Genomic DNA, 14826 nt, shown 5'->3' on the forward strand with positions numbered 1-14826 from the left:
GACTGCCGTAACGGGCGGCGCAGCGAGAGTTTTTGTGACGGGCGGTCCCGTCGAACGTCTCACGAGTATGGGCATCCGAACAACGGAACGGCGGATCGACTAGGTGGGACAGAAACCGACCGAGGACTATGGATCGGATGGCGAATACGTCCATCCCGATGCCGCGACGGATCAGGCGCTCGACTGGTTCATGCGTCTTCAGGACGACCGCGACCCGGAAACCTTCGCGCAATTCGAAGCCTGGCGGCGCTCCGACCCGCGCTGTGAGGACGCTTATGCCCGGCTGTCCGCAATGCATGGGATGGAAGCGCTGCGCAGAGCGAGCGAAAGCGATGCGAGGCGGCTCGGATCGAGCGTCCCCGCGCCGGTCCTCGCCTTCGACGATCGCAGAAGGGCAAAGCCGAGATCGTGGAGACCGGCGATGGCAGGCCTTGCCGCCGTGCTGCTGGTCATGATCGGCTGGCAGTACGGCCCCGAGGCGGTCCTGCGGTGGCAATCGGACTACATGACCGCGGCGGGCCAGCGCGACACGATCACCCTTCCCGACGGCTCGACGGTAGCGATCAACACGTCGACGGCGATCGCGCTCGACTTCTCGGATGGCCGGCGCCACGTCTCGCTGCTCGAGGGCGAGGCGTTTTTCGACGTCGTGCATGATCCGGCCCACCCCTTCGTCGTCGATGGGCCGTTCGCTGAGGTCGAGGTCCTGGGAACGGCGTTCGGCGTGCGGACGGACAGCGAGCGCGATACCGTCGTGCTCGAGCGGGGAAGCGTCCTCGTCAGCCGCCGGGGCGAAGACGCGCTGCTCGAACCGGGACAGATGATCATGGCGAGCGCCGCCGGCCTGTCGGCCGTGGCCAGCGCCGATCTCGATCAGTCGCTCGCCTGGCGGGACGGGCGCATCGTGTTTCGGGACCGGCCGTTCGCGGCGGCTCTCGACGATCTGGAGAGGTACTACGGCGGGCGGGTCATGCTAATGACGGATCGGGCGTCCGGGCGCCTCGTCAGCGGGCATTATCGCATCGACGATCCGGACATCGCGATCCGCACTTTGGCGCGATCCGTCGGCATCGACGTGACCCGCTTTCCCGGTGGCATTCTAATCTTGCGCTAAAAACTCAACTTTTTTTGTGACGGCGCCGACCCTTCATCGTCCTTGTCATCGAGGGCCGAGTTTTCGCGCGGTGCGATGGCAGCCCTTCGTATCGGTTTGAGGGGCGTGGGACATGAGTGATCGGGGGATCGCGGAACGCAAGGGGATTTGGACGGCGAGCGCGGACCGGCGGACGAAACAAATCGCCGCGGTGCTTCTCGGCTCGACGATCGTCGCCCATGGCGCCCTCGGCATCCCGCTGATCGACCGCGCGAGCGCCCAGGAAGCGGCGCAGGCGGTGCGCTTTTCGATCCCGGCCCAGCCGCTTTCCTCCGCTGTCGATGCGTTCAGCCGCGCCACCGGCTGGCAGGTCGGCTACCCGTCCGATATTGCGCGATCGACCACCAGCCGCGCCGTGTCGGGCACGATGACGCCCGGTGAGGCTCTGCGGAGGATGGTCGCGGGCACGGAGGTCGGTGTGAGCGTCACCGGCCCGACGAGCGCGGCCCTCGTGAGTTCGGCTGCGGCGGAAGACGGCGCGATCGCCGAAGACGGCTCGGTGATGCTTGATATGGTCACGGTCGAAGGGCAGGGCGAGACGACCGAGGGGACCGGGGCCTATACGACGCCCCAAATGGGCACTGCGGTCGGTCTGCCGCTATCGATCAAGGAAACGCCCCAGTCCGTCAGCGTCGTCACCCGCCAGCGGCTGGAAGATCAACGGCTCGATTCCACTGCCGACGTTCTGAAGACGACGACCGGAATTCAGGTGCAGGAGTGGGACAGTCAGCGCACCGAGCCGTTCTCACGCGGCTTCTATCTCAACACGTTCCAGTATGACGGTGTCCCGGTGAACAATCTGGACGCCATGTATGGCGAGCACCGTTCCGACACCCTGCAATACGATCACGTCGAAGTGCTGCGCGGCGCTTCGGGTCTTCTGACAGGCACGGGCAATCCGTCGGGGGCCATCAACTTCGTTCGCAAGCACGCCGACAGTCGGGTCCTGACGGGTGAGGTCACCACGAGCTATGGTTCGTGGAACGACTTTCGGGAAACGCTCGATGTCACCACGCCGCTCAGTGGGGACGGCTCGGTACGCGGGCGCTTCATCGGGTCCTTTAACGATCGGGAGTCGTTCCGGGACCGCGAGGACTCCGCCAGCGGCCTCCTCTACGGCATCATCGATGCGGATCTGACACCGGACACGAGGTTGTCGGTGGGAGCGGAGCACCAACGTCGCGAGCTCAACGACAACATCTGGTCGGGCCTCCTTCCGTATTTCAGCGACGGGACGCGAACGGACTTCAGCCGCTCGTTCAACACCGCCCCCGACTGGGCATTCTGGGACACCGAGAACACGACCGTATTCGGCAGCCTGGAGCACAGGTTCGACAATGACTGGGTGGTCGATGTCGATGCCACCCATCTCATGCGCGAGGGCGAAGCCAAGCTTCTCTATGTCAGCGGACAGCCTGATCCCATCACCGGCGCCGGTGCAGAACCCTGGCCCGCCTGGTTCCATCACGAAGCGGCCCAGACGGTTCTCAGCGCGAAGATCACCGGCCCCTACGAACTCTTCGGCCGCCAGCACGAGTTCTTCTCGGGAGTTCTCTACGATCACACCCACGAGGACTACATCTATCACGGCGCCACGAACTTTGCCCCGATCGAGAGCATCTTCGATTGGTCGCCCGCCTCCTATCCCGAGCCCGAATGGGCGAAAGGTTCCCTGCGCGTTCAAAAGATCGAGCAAAAGGGTGCCTATGCAGCCACCCGTATCAGCCTCACCGACGCGCTGAACGTGATCGGCGGGCTTCGGTACACCCAATACGACACATGGCAGGACCGGCGCTCCGTCGTGAGCGAGCAATCCGATGGCAGGGCGACGCCCTATATCGGCGCCACCTACGACCTGAACGAAACCTATTCGCTCTATGCCAGCTATACGAGCGTCTTCCGCCTCCAGAATGAGCGCGACATCCGCGACGATTTTCTCGAACCTGTGACGGGCAGCAACACGGAGGCCGGCGTCAAGGGAAGCTGGTTCGACGAACGCCTGAACGCGTCCGTCGCCGTGTTCCGAACGCTGGAAGACAATGTCGCCATCGCCACTGGCGAGAGGATCCCGGGAACCACGCAATTCGCCTATCGCCCTGGACAAGGAATCGAGACCAAGGGCGTGGAAGGAGAGGTCTCCGGCGAGCTTCTGCCCGGCTGGAACCTGACGCTCGGAGGAACATATTTCGAAAGTCGAGATGGTGAAGGCGTGGAAGTCAACACGACCCTTCCACGCTCCATCGTTCGCCTTTTCACGACGTACACACCGGAAGGGAACTGGAGCAATCTCACCATCGGCGGGGGCGTGAACTGGCAGGGAGAGACCTATCTTCCGATCACGACCGCAGCCGGAACCTCCCGTCTCACGCAGTCGGATTACGCGACCGTCAGCCTGATGGCCCGCTACGACTTCAACGAAACCTTCTCCGGTCAGCTGAACGTGGAGAACCTTTTCGACAAGAAGTTCGTCCAGATCCTGGAAGGCGACGAGCAGATCAGCTTCGGCGCCCCTCGCAGGGCCTTGTTTCGCCTTTCGGCGAAGTTCTGAACGCGTGCCCGACCTTGTCCAAGATAAGCGCACGCGATCGATCCCATGCCCTCGCGGGATCGATCGCCGGGCTTTCATCGCGTCCCTGATCGCGACGCTCTCGATCGGGATGGCTCGAAATGCGGTCGCGGACGACGCCTTTCCGGTCACCATCGACCATGCCTTCGGCCGTACGACGATCGAGCGCGAGCCGGAACGGATCGTCACGTTGGGATGGGGCGGGGAGGATGCCGTCGTCGCGCTCGGGAAAGTCCCGGTCGCGATGACCTACTATCCCTATTGGCAAAGTGGCATCGCGGAATGGAACGAGCCGCGGATCGGCGCATCAAAACCAGTCCCGCTTGGCGGCATGATCGACTTCGAAATGGTCGCGCTTCTCAAGCCCGACCTGATTCTGGCGGTCTTTTCCGGTGTGGACGAACTGGCCTATCGAAGGCTGTCCCGGATCGCCCCAGTCGTCACGTTCGAGAAAGGGCCATGGCTCGCCGACTGGCGGGCCCAGATGCGCTTGGCCGGGCGGGCCTTGGGCCGGGCCGAGCTCGCGGCACAGCTGATCGCCAGAACCGAAGACGTGTTCCGGCAGCTTCGCCGATCATATCCCATCCTCCAGGGGCGCAGTGTCGCGTTCATGACGAACTTTCCCCTTCAAGCGGGGGTGGATGTTTATCTGAAAGGTGACAGGCGCCTTTCCGCCCTGGAAGAGCTCGGGCTCCTCGTGCCGCCAGCCATTCGGTCTCTCGGAAAGGCGGGAGGCGGTCGCTATTCCGTATCTCTCGGCATGGAGACCTTGCCGGATATCGATGCGGACGTCGTCGTCGCATGGTTCCAGCAGGGACTGGACATTGCGCTCATCCAGCAGCCGATTCTGAAAATGCTGCCGGCCATTCGCGAGAAGCGTGTCGTTACGCTCGATACGCCAGGGGAAATCTGGTCGGTCCTGGTGCCGACCGCGATCTCGATCGATCGACAGTTCCCGCATCTGGCTCAACGCATGGCCGAGGTTTTGGAGAATGCTCGGAAATGATGGCTGAACAAGACACGTCGCCCGGGAGAAACCATCCCGTCGTCACCGTTGCACCAGCCCTCTCGGGTTTGGCCGATCACGGCGACCATGACGCCTACATCGAGGACTACTTCTTCGCCACGGTTGTGTCGGCCTATCGCCTGACGCCCGCGACGATCCGGGTGGTTCTGCGGGTGGCGGGGCATGAGCGCTATGTGCCGAGCGGCCATCCGGACGAGTGGGTGCGGCTTGCCTTTCCCCCGGCTCCCGGCGAGGCGGTGACGTTGCCGGAATATCGCGAAGGGCGCTGGGGCCGGTTCGACGGATCAAAGCCCTGCCCGAGCCGGCCCTATACGGTGCGGCGCTGGAACGGGGCGACCGGCGAAATGATGGTGGACATGGTGGTCCACGAGGGCGGCGTCGCCGCAAGCTGGGCCATTGGCGCGAAGGCCGGCGACATCATCGGCATCTGCAACCCGGAAGGGCGGTTCTGGCTGCCCAAAGGCAGCCGCTGGCTCCTGATGCTCGTCGACATCACCGGCCTGCCTGCTGCGGCGCGCATCCTGGAGGAGCTTCCGCAAGGCTTTCGCGCCCTCGTCCATGTGGAGGTGCCGAGCCAGCAGGACATTCAGCTGCTGGCAAGCGGAGCGGATGCGTCCGTCATCTGGCATGTCTCCCACGGGCCCCGCCCCGGTCGCTCCAGCACCACCGAACTCCCCCGCATCGCGGCAGCGATCGACGCGCTGCCCGAGGGGCCGGGCTATGTCTGTATTGCCGGCGAGGCCAAGGCCGCGTCCGCCGCGCGCCGACACTTCCGCGACACGCTGGGGCAGCCCAGGACCCATATCGACGCGGTCGGCTACTGGATCGAGGGGCAGGCCCGCACATGAGGGCGTCGGCGGCGATGAGCACGAAGGAAGACGCTGCGCCTTCCGTCAGTGGAGCGTCGGAGCGGAGCGCGCCCGCCCCTGCGACCGGCATCCTGCGCAGCCGGCGCGTCCTGCTTCTGGCCGTCGGCCTCCTTCTTGTCGCCGCGTTGTCGCTCGCGAGCCTTCTCGTCGGGGCACGGCCGATCGCACCATCCGTGGCACTCCAGGCGCTCCTTCACTTCGACCCCACCTCGTTCGACCAGATCGTCATTCACGACTATCGCCTGCCGCGCACGGTTCTTTCGCTCCTCGTCGGGGCGGCCTTCGGCGTGTCGGGCGCACTCATCCAGTCCGCGACCCGAAACCCGCTCGCCGATCCCGGCATTCTCGGCGTCAACGCGGGCGCCGCCTTCGCGGTGACGCTCGCCGTCGGCCTCTTCGGCCTGCGCTCGGTCAAGGCGTATCTCTGGTTCGCCCTTGGGGGTGCCGCCCTCGTCACGCTGGCGGTCCATGCGCTCGGCACGGTGGGTCGAGGGGAAGCGGACCCGGTGCGGCTGGTGCTGGCCGGCACGGCCCTGTCGGCGGTTCTGGGCGGCATCGGCTCCGGCCTGACGCTTCTCGACCCGCAGGCCTTCGACGCGCTTCGCTCTTGGTCGATCGGCTCGGTGGCGGGCCGCGACATGGGTGTCGCCGTCACCGTCGCGCCCTTTGTCGGCTTGGGGCTCGCTTTCGCACTGCTTCTCGCCCGCCCGCTGAACGCCCTCGCGCTCGGGCAGGATCTGGCGGCGACCCTCGGGGCGAATGTCGCGCATGTGCGCCTTGGCGTGGTCGTGGCGGTGACGCTCCTGGCCGGGGCCGGCACGGCGGCGGCGGGACCCATCGGCTTTCTCGGCCTGATGGTGCCGCATGCCTTGCGCTGGCTCGTCGGGCCGGACCAGCGCTGGATCGTGGCGCTCACCGTCCTCTACGCCCCAACGCTGCTTCTCCTCGCCGACATCGTGGGGCGGCTCGTTCTGTTCCCGGGCGAACTGGAAGCCGGCATCGTCACCGCCTTGATCGGTGCCCCGGTGCTGATCGCGCTCGCGCGGCACCGACGGGCAAGCGGCCTGTGAGCGGCGGCATCGTGAAGGGCCGCGCCCTCGTTCTGCGCCTGGGCCGGGAGCGCGTCAGCCTGCGCTTCGAGAAACGGGGCCTTATCGTCGGCGGGGTCCTCGCGGCGCTCGGGCTTCTCCTCGCCGCCTTCGCGCTGACGTTCGGCACCTATCCGATCGTCGTGAGCGGCATCGTGCGAGCCCTTCTGGGGGGAGGTGACGAGATGGCGCGGACGATCGTCGTCGAATGGCGCCTGCCGCGCGTGGCGCTCGCCCTTCTTCTGGGCGCGGCGCTCGGCATGAGCGGTGCGATCTTCCAGTCGCTGACGCGCAACCCCTTGGGCTCGCCCGACGTCATCGGCTTCTCCGCCGGGTCCTATAGCGGGGCGCTTGTGGTGATCCTTCTCTTCGGGGGCGGATACGCCGAGACGGCTCTCGGCGCGCTTCTCGGCGGGCTCCTGACTGCCACGGCCGTCTACCTTCTGGCCTGGCGTGGCGGCATGCAGGGCTTTCGCCTCATCATCGTCGGCATCGGTGTCGCCGCCATGCTGTCGGCCTTGAACGCCTGGATGATCCGCGAGGCCGAGTTGCAGGTCGCCATGTCCGCCGCCGTCTGGGGCGCGGGCTCGCTCAACGGGTTGGGACCCGAGCAGCTCTGGCCGGTGGCCGTCACGCTGGGGCTTCTCCTTCCCCCGATCCTTCTCCTCGCTCCCGCCATGCGCCAGCTCGAACTCGGTGACGACGTGGCGCGTGCCACCGGCGTTCAGGCCGACCGCACCCGCCTGGGCCTGACCTTTCTCGGCGTCGCGCTCACCGCCCTTGCCACCGCCGCCGCAGGTCCGATCGCCTTCATCGCCCTGTGTGCGCCCCAGATCGCCCGGCGCCTTTCCGGGGCAGGTCATGTTGCACTCGTCCCCTCCGCCCTCGTCGGCGGCTTCCTTCTGCTTTCGGCCGACCTCGCGGCCCAGCACGCACTGCCCGTGCAGCTTCCTGCCGGCGTCATGACGGTGAGCCTCGGCGGCCTGTACTTCCTGTGGCTTCTCCTGCGCGAAGGGCGCCGATGAACGAATTCGCCCCCACCGGCCTTGCGGCCCGAGGCCTCACCTTGCGCTATGGCGAGCGTGTGATAGCCGAGCATCTCTCGCTCAGCCTTCCGAATGCCGGCTTCACCGCCATCGTCGGACCCAATGCCTGCGGCAAGTCCACGCTTCTGAGAGCCTTCGCCCGGCTTCTCCTTCCGCAGGCGGGCAGCGTCGTTCTGGACGGACGAAACATCGCCGCGCTGCCGGCCAAAGCGCTTGCCCGCCGCCTCGGCCTCCTGCCGCAGTCGGCTCTGCCCCCCGACGGCATCACCGTCGCCGATCTCGTGGCGCGCGGCCGCTACCCGCACCAAAGCTGGCTTCGGCAATGGTCGAGAGCCGACGAGGCGGCCATCGGCACAGCCATGCGGGCGACGGGCACCACTGACCTTGGCCATCGGCAGGTCGACGAACTTTCGGGCGGCCAGCGCCAGAGGGTCTGGCTCGCCATGGTGCTGGCGCAGGAAACCCCGATCCTGCTTCTCGACGAGCCGACCACCTTTCTCGACATCGCCCACCAGATCGAGCTCCTCGACCTCCTCGCCGATCTCAATGCGGAAGGGCGCACCGTGGTCGCCGTGCTGCACGACCTCAACCAGGCCGCCCGCTACGCATCGCATCTCGTCGCGATGAAAGACGGCGCGGTGGTCGCGGAAGGCCCGCCGGGCCGGATCGTCACGGCCGAACTCGTCGAGACCGTGTTCGGCCTGCCCTGCGTCGTCGTCGCCGATCCGGTCACGGGCACGCCGCTCGTCGTGCCGAAGGGGCGCAAGGCGTCGGTGATCGACGCGCCCCCTTCCGCAACGCCGGCATCGGTGCCGGCACCGGCGGATTCCTCATCCGCCGCAGGCCCCGCTGGCCCCTTGAACAGGCCCGGCTCGTCTTGTCTTGCCCGAAAGCCGCATCATGCCTGATCTCCTGCGGCGCTTTGCGTCCTATTACCGCCCGCATCGCCGCCTGTTCGCGCTCGATTTCTCCAGCGCGGTTGCCGCCGGCCTCCTGGAACTGGCCTTTCCGGTCGCGGTGACGCTGTTCATCGACCGCCTGCTTCCGACCCACCAGATCGGCATGATCGCGCTGGCCTCTCTTGGCCTGTTCCTCGTCTATCTGGTCAATTCCGGCCTCCAGGTCGTCGTCACCTATTGGGGCCACATGCTCGGGCTGCGCATCGAGACCGAGATGCGCCGCAAGGCCTTCGACCATCTGCAGACGCTCTCCTTCGGCTTCTTCGACGATCAGAAGACCGGCCATCTCGTCGCACGGCTCACCAAGGATCTGGAGGAGATCGGCGAGGTCGCCCATCACGGGCCGGAGGACCTGTTCATCGCCGTCATGACCCTCGTCGGCGCGCTCGCCCTGATGCTGTGGGTGCATGTGCCGCTGGCGCTCCTCACGGCCATCATCGTGCCCGTCACGGCGATCGTCACCACGGTCTATGGCCGCCGGATGACCGCCACCTGGCATGCGCTCTACGGCCGGGTCGGCGAGTTCAACGCACGGATCGAGGAGAATGTCGGCGGCATCCGCGTGGTGCAGGCCTTCACCAACGAGGACCACGAGCGGGCGCTGTTCGCCGAGAACAACCGCAACTATCTTATCACCAAGCTCGAAGCCTACCGCGTGATGGCGGCGTCCCTGTCGCTCTCCTACCTGTCGATGCGCTTCGTGCAGGTCGTCGTCATGCTGGCCGGGGCCTGGTTCGTGGTGCGGGGCGAGCTGACCGCCGGCGGCTTCGTCGGCTTCCTGCTTCTGGTCGGGGTGTTCTTCCGGCCGATCGACAAGATCAACGCGATCATCGAGACCTATCCGCGCGGCATTGCCGGCTTCCAGCGCTACACCGCCTTTCTGGATACGCGGCCGGACATCGCGGACCGCGAAGGCGCGCGCGATGCCGGGCGTTTGAAGGGCGAGGTCGCCTATTCCGGGGTGCGCTTCGGCTACGCGGCCGACAGACCGATCCTGAACGGTCTCGACCTTTGCGTGCGCGCCGGCGAGACCGTCGCCCTGGTCGGCCCGTCGGGTGCGGGCAAGACCACGATCTGCTCGCTGTTGCTGCGCTTCTACGAGGTGACGGGCGGCGCGATCACCGTGGACGGGATCGACATTCGCGACCTGACGCTGGCGTCGCTGCGATCCAATATCGGCATCGTCAGCCAGGACGTCTTCCTGTTTGCCGGCACGATCCGCGACAACATCGCCTATGGCCGGCTTGGCGCGAGCGACGCCGAGATCGCCGAGGCCGCCCGACGTGCCCGGCTGGACGGTGTGATCGCGGCGTTGCCCGACGGCTTCGACACGGTGATCGGCGAGCGCGGCGTCAAGCTCTCGGGCGGGCAGAAGCAGCGCCTCGCCATCGCCCGCATCTTCCTGAAGAACCCGCCGATCCTGATCCTCGACGAGGCGACCTCGGCGCTCGACACCGAGACCGAGCGCGCCATCCAGCGCTCGCTGGCCGATCTGTCCCAAGGCCGCACCACGCTGGTCATCGCGCATCGCCTCGCCACCATCGCCCATGCCGACCGCATCCTGGTGGTCGAGGACGGCCGCGTCACCGAAGAAGGCGGCCACGCCGACCTCCTGTCGCGCGAGGGCGGCCGCTACCGGCAGCTGCACGAGGCGCAGACCGGCGACGCTCCGCACCGGCTGGCGATCGCCAACGATACGATCGCCAACGACACGAAGGCCGAAGCGTCGCCAGCGACGCTTGCGGGGAAACAAGGAGGACCGAACCGATCCGGCTGACACGGCAATCCGAGATCGCCGTCGACCCGAGGGCGATCCGGCCCTTCCACGTCGTCACGCCGACACAGCCGGAACTCTTGCGCGGAGCCGAGGAAGACTACAACGAGGTCAGACGCCACAGCGCGATCGAGCATAAGACGCCGATCGAGCCGATGAAATGCTCAGGCGACGTGGTGTCGGCCAGACCTGCAACCCCTAAAAATTCTCCAGCCGGACGGACCAAAAAAGGGAAGCGCTTCAAAGGAGGGAACGACCAAAGTGCCCACTGGTATCAGGGAATGGCGCACCCGACAGGATTCGAACCTGTGACCTCTGCCTTCGGAGCGTGACTTCTTGTGTTTTCCCGAGATTTCCAGTGATCGCTCGACTATACCTAAATAGTTGATTTTCTTATCATATTGCTGTTTCTCTTGATTGTACGGCGGCGCGGTGATCGCCCGAGATTACCGCCCGCGTGCTACCCCGGCGCTACCCAGCGCGGTCAAGAGATGGCGAACGAGAAACTAACAAAGAAGGTGGTGGACGCGCTTCTCCCGCAGGCCAAAGACTATGTTGTCTGGTGCGGAAAGCTCCCCGGTTTCGGATGCCGCGTGCGCCCAACAGGGCATAAGACGTTCATCGTCATGTATCGCGTGGGCGGGCGGAACGCGACAACCAAGAAAGTCACCATCGGCACTTATGGCAAGATCACCGTCGAGCAGGCGCGAGATGACGCGAGCAAGGTGCTCGCCAAAGCCGAACTGGGTGAGGATGTCGCCGCCGAGCGCGCCCGCGTGAGGGCTGAAATGACCGTCTCGCAACTTTGCGACGAGTATCTTCGGGAAGGCGTGGACCACAAGAAGGCGTCCACCATCGAGAGCGACAAGAGCCGGATCGAAGCCCATATTCGGCCTCTCTTGGGCACCAAGCGGATCGGTGCGGTGACACGGGGCGATATCAGCAAGTTCCTGCGCGATGTGGCTTCGGGCAAGACGGCCCGTCCCAAGAAGCCGGGGAGGCGCGGCAGTGGCGTGAAGGGTGGCAGGGGAACCGCGACCCGCACCGTCCGCTTGCTCGGCGGCATGTTCACCTACGCCGTGCGGCGCGACTATCTCAAAGAGAACCCCTGCCGGAACGTGCTGCTCTACAAAGATCGCAAAGGCGAGCGCTTTATGACGACCGAGGAGTTTCGGCGGCTGGGCGAGACGCTGACGCTTGCCGAGACAGAGGGCCTGCCGTGGGCCTTCAACGAAGGCAAGAAGGCCAAGCACCGACCCGTCCGCCCGGAAAACCAGCGCGAGGTGTTTTCGCCACACGTCACCGCCGCGATCAAGCTCTTGATGCTAACGGGCTGCCGCTTGCGCGAAATCCTGCATCTGCGCTGGCAGGATATTGACTTCGAACGCGGCGTTCTGAACTTGCCGGACAGCAAGACCGGCCAGAAGAAGGTGCTGCTGGCCGGATCGGCCCTGGCGATCCTGTCGGACCTGCCACGCAGTGGCGTCTATGTCATTGCCGGAAACGACCCCGAGAAGCCGCGTGCTGATTTGCACCGGCCTTGGGCACGCATCATCAAGTACGCAGGACTTGATGGGTTACGCCTTCACGATCTGCGCCATTCCTACGCCTCTATCGGAGCGGCGAGCGGCATCGGACTGCCAGCGCTTGGAAAGCTGCTCGGTCATAACAATCCGTCCACAACGCAGCGCTATGCGCATCTTGCCGACGATCCGTTGCGGCGAGCATCGGAGGAGATTGCCGACACCATCGCTGCCGCTATCGGGAGTGTGGCCTCAGAGCAACGCGCGCAAATTTCTAAAGACGAAACATCGCCGCAGCTTGGGGGACAAACAGCGAACGCGGGTATATCCTAGAGCCGGGGAATGCCCGGCGATCTTTGGAACAGGAGAAAGCCGGGATGAAGTCCATCTACCTCAATCGCAAGCAGGCCGCCCATTACGTCACTGAAATGTGGGGCGTGCCGTGCTCCTACAAATGGCTGGCCAAGCTCGTTGTCGTCGGCGGCGGCCCGAGGCACTGGAAATGGGGACGGGCCGTTCGTTATCGTGCTGACGCACTGGACGCATGGGTGTTCGGTCGTATGACTGGCCCCTTCGCCTCCTCAAGCGAGGCTCACTTGCACCTTCGCTCTTTCTCTTACCTGAAAAGCAGCCAAGGCCTGCCGTTCGAGGAGGCCTAATAGATGCGCGAAGGAAAATTTTCTGAAGAAAATTAACTAGTTGACACCATGTGGGGGTCTGGTTTGTATTGGAGGGGCGAGGATGGCTCGCCCTTTCAACGCCAACTGAAAGGACCAATCCCATGGCCGACTTCGACACCGAAGACAACTTTATCCTCATCCCCGCCGTATCGGGCGGTGGCGCGCTGGTACGCCGCAGCCAGATCGCGGGCGGGCGCGCAAACGGCGCAGACGGCGCAATCGTCTATCTGGCGGCTGGGCCGAGCGTCTACACGACCGCGACGATTCCCCAGCTCGCGCGCTATCTCGGCGCAGAGGTTGCGGACATCCGCCGCGAGTAGCCAGCACCGCCATGCACCATCGGAGTTCCCCGATGGTGCATGGTCGCGCGGGAGGGCATGCCCGTGAAGGCCCGCAAAAACCCCACCGACGAACAACTTCTGCGGCGCATGCAGCATGAGCCTATCGCACCACATGATCCCCGTGCTCGCAATGATGCCTATTGGGCCTTGCGCCACCAAGGCTACCCCGCAGCGCTCGCCCGCCGCGCCCTTCGGAACACACCGCCGCGCTTCTACCGTGAAGAAGTGAAACTCTCGGGCGAGTATATTGACGACATCGATCCCGAGGACCTGCTGATCGTCCCGAAGGTGAATGTAGAGGTGCAAAAGCTCGCCGTTCTCGTGCGACCAGACCTCACCGAAGAGATCGCATTGAACGCACCGGCATGGGCAACCGAGTATACGATTTGGTCAGAGGCGATTTCGGGATTTGGCGTCCGAGTCCGGCCAACAGGCGTCAGAACATACGTCGTCATGTTTCGGATCGGTGGACGCGGCCCGCAAGGCAAGATCAGTCTCGGGAAGCCGGGCGTCCTATCCTTCGACCTCGCGAAGCGCATGGCACGTGAAGTCCGATTGGAAGCCTTGTCCGGAACCGATCCGCGGCCGATGCACAAAAGCGGCGAATTGCTGCGGCGCGCGAAATGAAAAGGGAGCCGTCTCGGCCCGGTTCCCCTTCGTTACCCCAGACGCTGCGAAACACCGCTGAAACGAGCGACCTTTGTTGTTGAGTACCCGTGAGTCTGCTGCCAGCGCCACGCCTGAAACAAAGAGATGAAACACGCGAGACAAATGAGAAATGCCAGCGAGACAGCATGAAACGGGTCATTGCCACCGTGGAATCGTGTTTTCGATATTTGCTGGCGACTCTGTATGTCTTTGCAGCGAAACGGATTGAGCCAGAGGGCTCCGTCCAAACGCTCTCTTCGCCGGGGTTGTAGCCGGGCTCAGTCATCGGGAAGAGTATAAGGGTAAAGCGCCGGCACCCCCCCCCTCTCCCCCTTACCATTTTCATAATGGTAACCAGAAAAAATCCAAGGAAATGATCAGTTTAGAGGACCAATAAAGATCGGAACAGGTGATCGAACACAAAGGACATGAAAACCCAGGTATCAGACAACGGGTCTTCTCACAGTGATATGCTGCTGAGAAGACCCTTTAATCAATCTCTAGGCCCTTCCCACTCTCCGGCTTCATACCGTCGCCAAAGCTCCCGCCGGACCCGATGCCACCTGCCTTGTTCGAAGGTCTCGGAGTAGCGCCAAGCTCGATCTTCCTCGATGAAGGCAATTTCCTCAGCACGCGGGCCATACTTGGCGACCAGATCGTCAGCCACGGCTTTGATATCACCTACGGGGATCAGCCGGGGCCGGATACTCAGCTCCCATGTGTGCCAGAGTAGCGTCCCCCAAATGGGCGAAGTGGCTATTCCGCCAACTATCCAGCCGGAAAGCTCCACCAGCAGCCCCGCACCATCGCAACTTATCTGAATTTAAGATACCTGAAAATCAGATATAGATGAAGACCCCATCTGGAATCAGGTGGGGTAATTCGTGGTCAAGACGCTTGGCACCGAGCGCCATAAGGCCCTGATCGCGCTGCTGATTGAGAAGCGCGAAGCGGCTGGACTGACGCAAAGCGACTTGGCTGCGAAGCTGGGCGAATATCAGTCGTTTGTTGCGCGCCTCGAAAGCGGGCAGCGGCGGGTGGATGTGGTGGAATTCTTGGAACTGGCGGAACTGCTCGGGTTCAACCCCGCGGACGCCATTCAAGCTCTTAGCAAGCATGGAAAACCGAGCTAGCGCACAGCGGTCGGAAGAC

At 64.4% G+C, this 14826-nt stretch carries 13 protein-coding genes; all 13 read left to right on the forward strand.

The genetic code is table 11. The features are described 5' to 3' along the window. The first annotated feature begins 103 nt into the window (after positions 1 to 103). The 13 genes from DYI37_RS00540 (at position 104) to DYI37_RS00600 (ending at position 14807) form a co-directional block, all read left to right on the forward strand. Entirely contained in the window at positions 104 to 1114 is a 1011-nt protein-coding gene (locus DYI37_RS00540; protein WP_245413713.1) for a FecR family protein, read from the forward strand. A gap of 112 nt (positions 1115 to 1226) precedes the next feature. Next, positions 1227 to 3701 carry a TonB-dependent siderophore receptor gene (locus DYI37_RS00545; RefSeq protein ID WP_147307838.1) on the forward strand — a complete coding sequence of 825 codons (2475 nt, stop codon included), beginning with the start codon at positions 1227 to 1229 and terminating at the stop codon, positions 3699 to 3701. Positions 3702 to 3810: 109 nt separating this feature from the next. Beyond that, positions 3811 to 4725, forward strand: a complete 915-nt coding sequence (locus DYI37_RS00550) for an iron-siderophore ABC transporter substrate-binding protein (protein WP_147307839.1) — start codon at positions 3811 to 3813, stop codon at positions 4723 to 4725. After that, a complete protein-coding gene (locus tag DYI37_RS00555; protein WP_245413714.1) occupies positions 4722 to 5594 on the forward strand; it encodes a siderophore-interacting protein in 873 nt (290 codons plus the stop codon). Before DYI37_RS00550 ends, DYI37_RS00555 begins: the two co-directional genes overlap by 4 nt. 14 nt (positions 5595 to 5608) lie before the next feature. Further along, positions 5609 to 6685 (forward strand): FecCD family ABC transporter permease, encoded by a 1077-nt coding sequence (locus tag DYI37_RS00560; RefSeq protein WP_116681771.1) that lies wholly within the window; start codon positions 5609 to 5611, stop codon positions 6683 to 6685. Next, complete coding sequence (locus DYI37_RS00565) at positions 6682 to 7728, forward strand: FecCD family ABC transporter permease (RefSeq protein ID WP_245413715.1); 1047 nt, start codon at positions 6682 to 6684, stop codon at positions 7726 to 7728. The genes DYI37_RS00560 and DYI37_RS00565 overlap by 4 nt, the downstream gene beginning before the upstream one ends. Beyond that, positions 7725 to 8657: an ABC transporter ATP-binding protein gene (locus tag DYI37_RS00570; RefSeq protein WP_116681259.1), complete on the forward strand. Its 933-nt coding sequence runs from the start codon at positions 7725 to 7727 to the stop codon at positions 8655 to 8657. Before DYI37_RS00565 ends, DYI37_RS00570 begins: the two co-directional genes overlap by 4 nt. Next, positions 8650 to 10485, forward strand: a complete 1836-nt coding sequence (locus DYI37_RS00575; protein WP_116681260.1) for an ABC transporter ATP-binding protein — start codon at positions 8650 to 8652, stop codon at positions 10483 to 10485. The genes DYI37_RS00570 and DYI37_RS00575 overlap by 8 nt, the downstream gene beginning before the upstream one ends. A 488-nt stretch (positions 10486 to 10973) precedes the next feature. Next, complete coding sequence (locus DYI37_RS00580; RefSeq protein ID WP_116681261.1) at positions 10974 to 12338, forward strand: tyrosine-type recombinase/integrase; 1365 nt, start codon at positions 10974 to 10976, stop codon at positions 12336 to 12338. A gap of 44 nt (positions 12339 to 12382) precedes the next feature. Then, positions 12383 to 12664: a DNA-binding protein gene (locus DYI37_RS00585; protein WP_116681262.1), complete on the forward strand. Its 282-nt coding sequence runs from the start codon at positions 12383 to 12385 to the stop codon at positions 12662 to 12664. Positions 12665 to 12786: 122 nt separating this feature from the next. Beyond that, positions 12787 to 13005, forward strand: a complete 219-nt coding sequence (locus DYI37_RS00590) for a hypothetical protein (RefSeq protein ID WP_116681263.1) — start codon at positions 12787 to 12789, stop codon at positions 13003 to 13005. 63 nt (positions 13006 to 13068) lie between these two features. Beyond that, on the forward strand, positions 13069 to 13653 hold the full coding sequence (locus tag DYI37_RS00595) for an Arm DNA-binding domain-containing protein (RefSeq protein WP_158555047.1): 585 nt from the start codon (positions 13069 to 13071) through the stop codon (positions 13651 to 13653). Between the two features lie 905 nt (positions 13654 to 14558). Continuing rightward, positions 14559 to 14807 (forward strand): helix-turn-helix domain-containing protein, encoded by a 249-nt coding sequence (locus DYI37_RS00600; protein ID WP_116681265.1) that lies wholly within the window; start codon positions 14559 to 14561, stop codon positions 14805 to 14807. Positions 14808 to 14826 lie beyond the last annotated feature (19 nt).

This window comes from Fulvimarina endophytica (genome assembly GCF_003403015.1).
Lineage (GTDB): Bacteria > Pseudomonadota > Alphaproteobacteria > Rhizobiales > Rhizobiaceae > Fulvimarina > Fulvimarina endophytica.

What these genes read in the sequence shown, in the direction of transcription:
- DYI37_RS00560 (WP_116681771.1), top strand. Translation starts at nt 5,609, where the DNA reads ATGAGCACGAAGGAAGACGCTGCGCCTTCCGTCAGTGGAGCGTCGGAG.
- DYI37_RS00550 (WP_147307839.1), top strand. Translation starts at nt 3,811, where the DNA reads ATGGCTCGAAATGCGGTCGCGGACGACGCCTTTCCGGTCACCATCGAC.
- DYI37_RS00570 (WP_116681259.1), top strand. Translation starts at nt 7,725, where the DNA reads ATGAACGAATTCGCCCCCACCGGCCTTGCGGCCCGAGGCCTCACCTTG.
- DYI37_RS00555 (WP_245413714.1), top strand. Translation starts at nt 4,722, where the DNA reads ATGATGGCTGAACAAGACACGTCGCCCGGGAGAAACCATCCCGTCGTC.
- DYI37_RS00590 (WP_116681263.1), top strand. Translation starts at nt 12,787, where the DNA reads ATGGCCGACTTCGACACCGAAGACAACTTTATCCTCATCCCCGCCGTA.
- DYI37_RS00575 (WP_116681260.1), top strand. Translation starts at nt 8,650, where the DNA reads ATGCCTGATCTCCTGCGGCGCTTTGCGTCCTATTACCGCCCGCATCGC.
- DYI37_RS00585 (WP_116681262.1), top strand. Translation starts at nt 12,383, where the DNA reads ATGAAGTCCATCTACCTCAATCGCAAGCAGGCCGCCCATTACGTCACT.
- DYI37_RS00545 (WP_147307838.1), top strand. Translation starts at nt 1,227, where the DNA reads ATGAGTGATCGGGGGATCGCGGAACGCAAGGGGATTTGGACGGCGAGC.
- DYI37_RS00580 (WP_116681261.1), top strand. Translation starts at nt 10,974, where the DNA reads ATGGCGAACGAGAAACTAACAAAGAAGGTGGTGGACGCGCTTCTCCCG.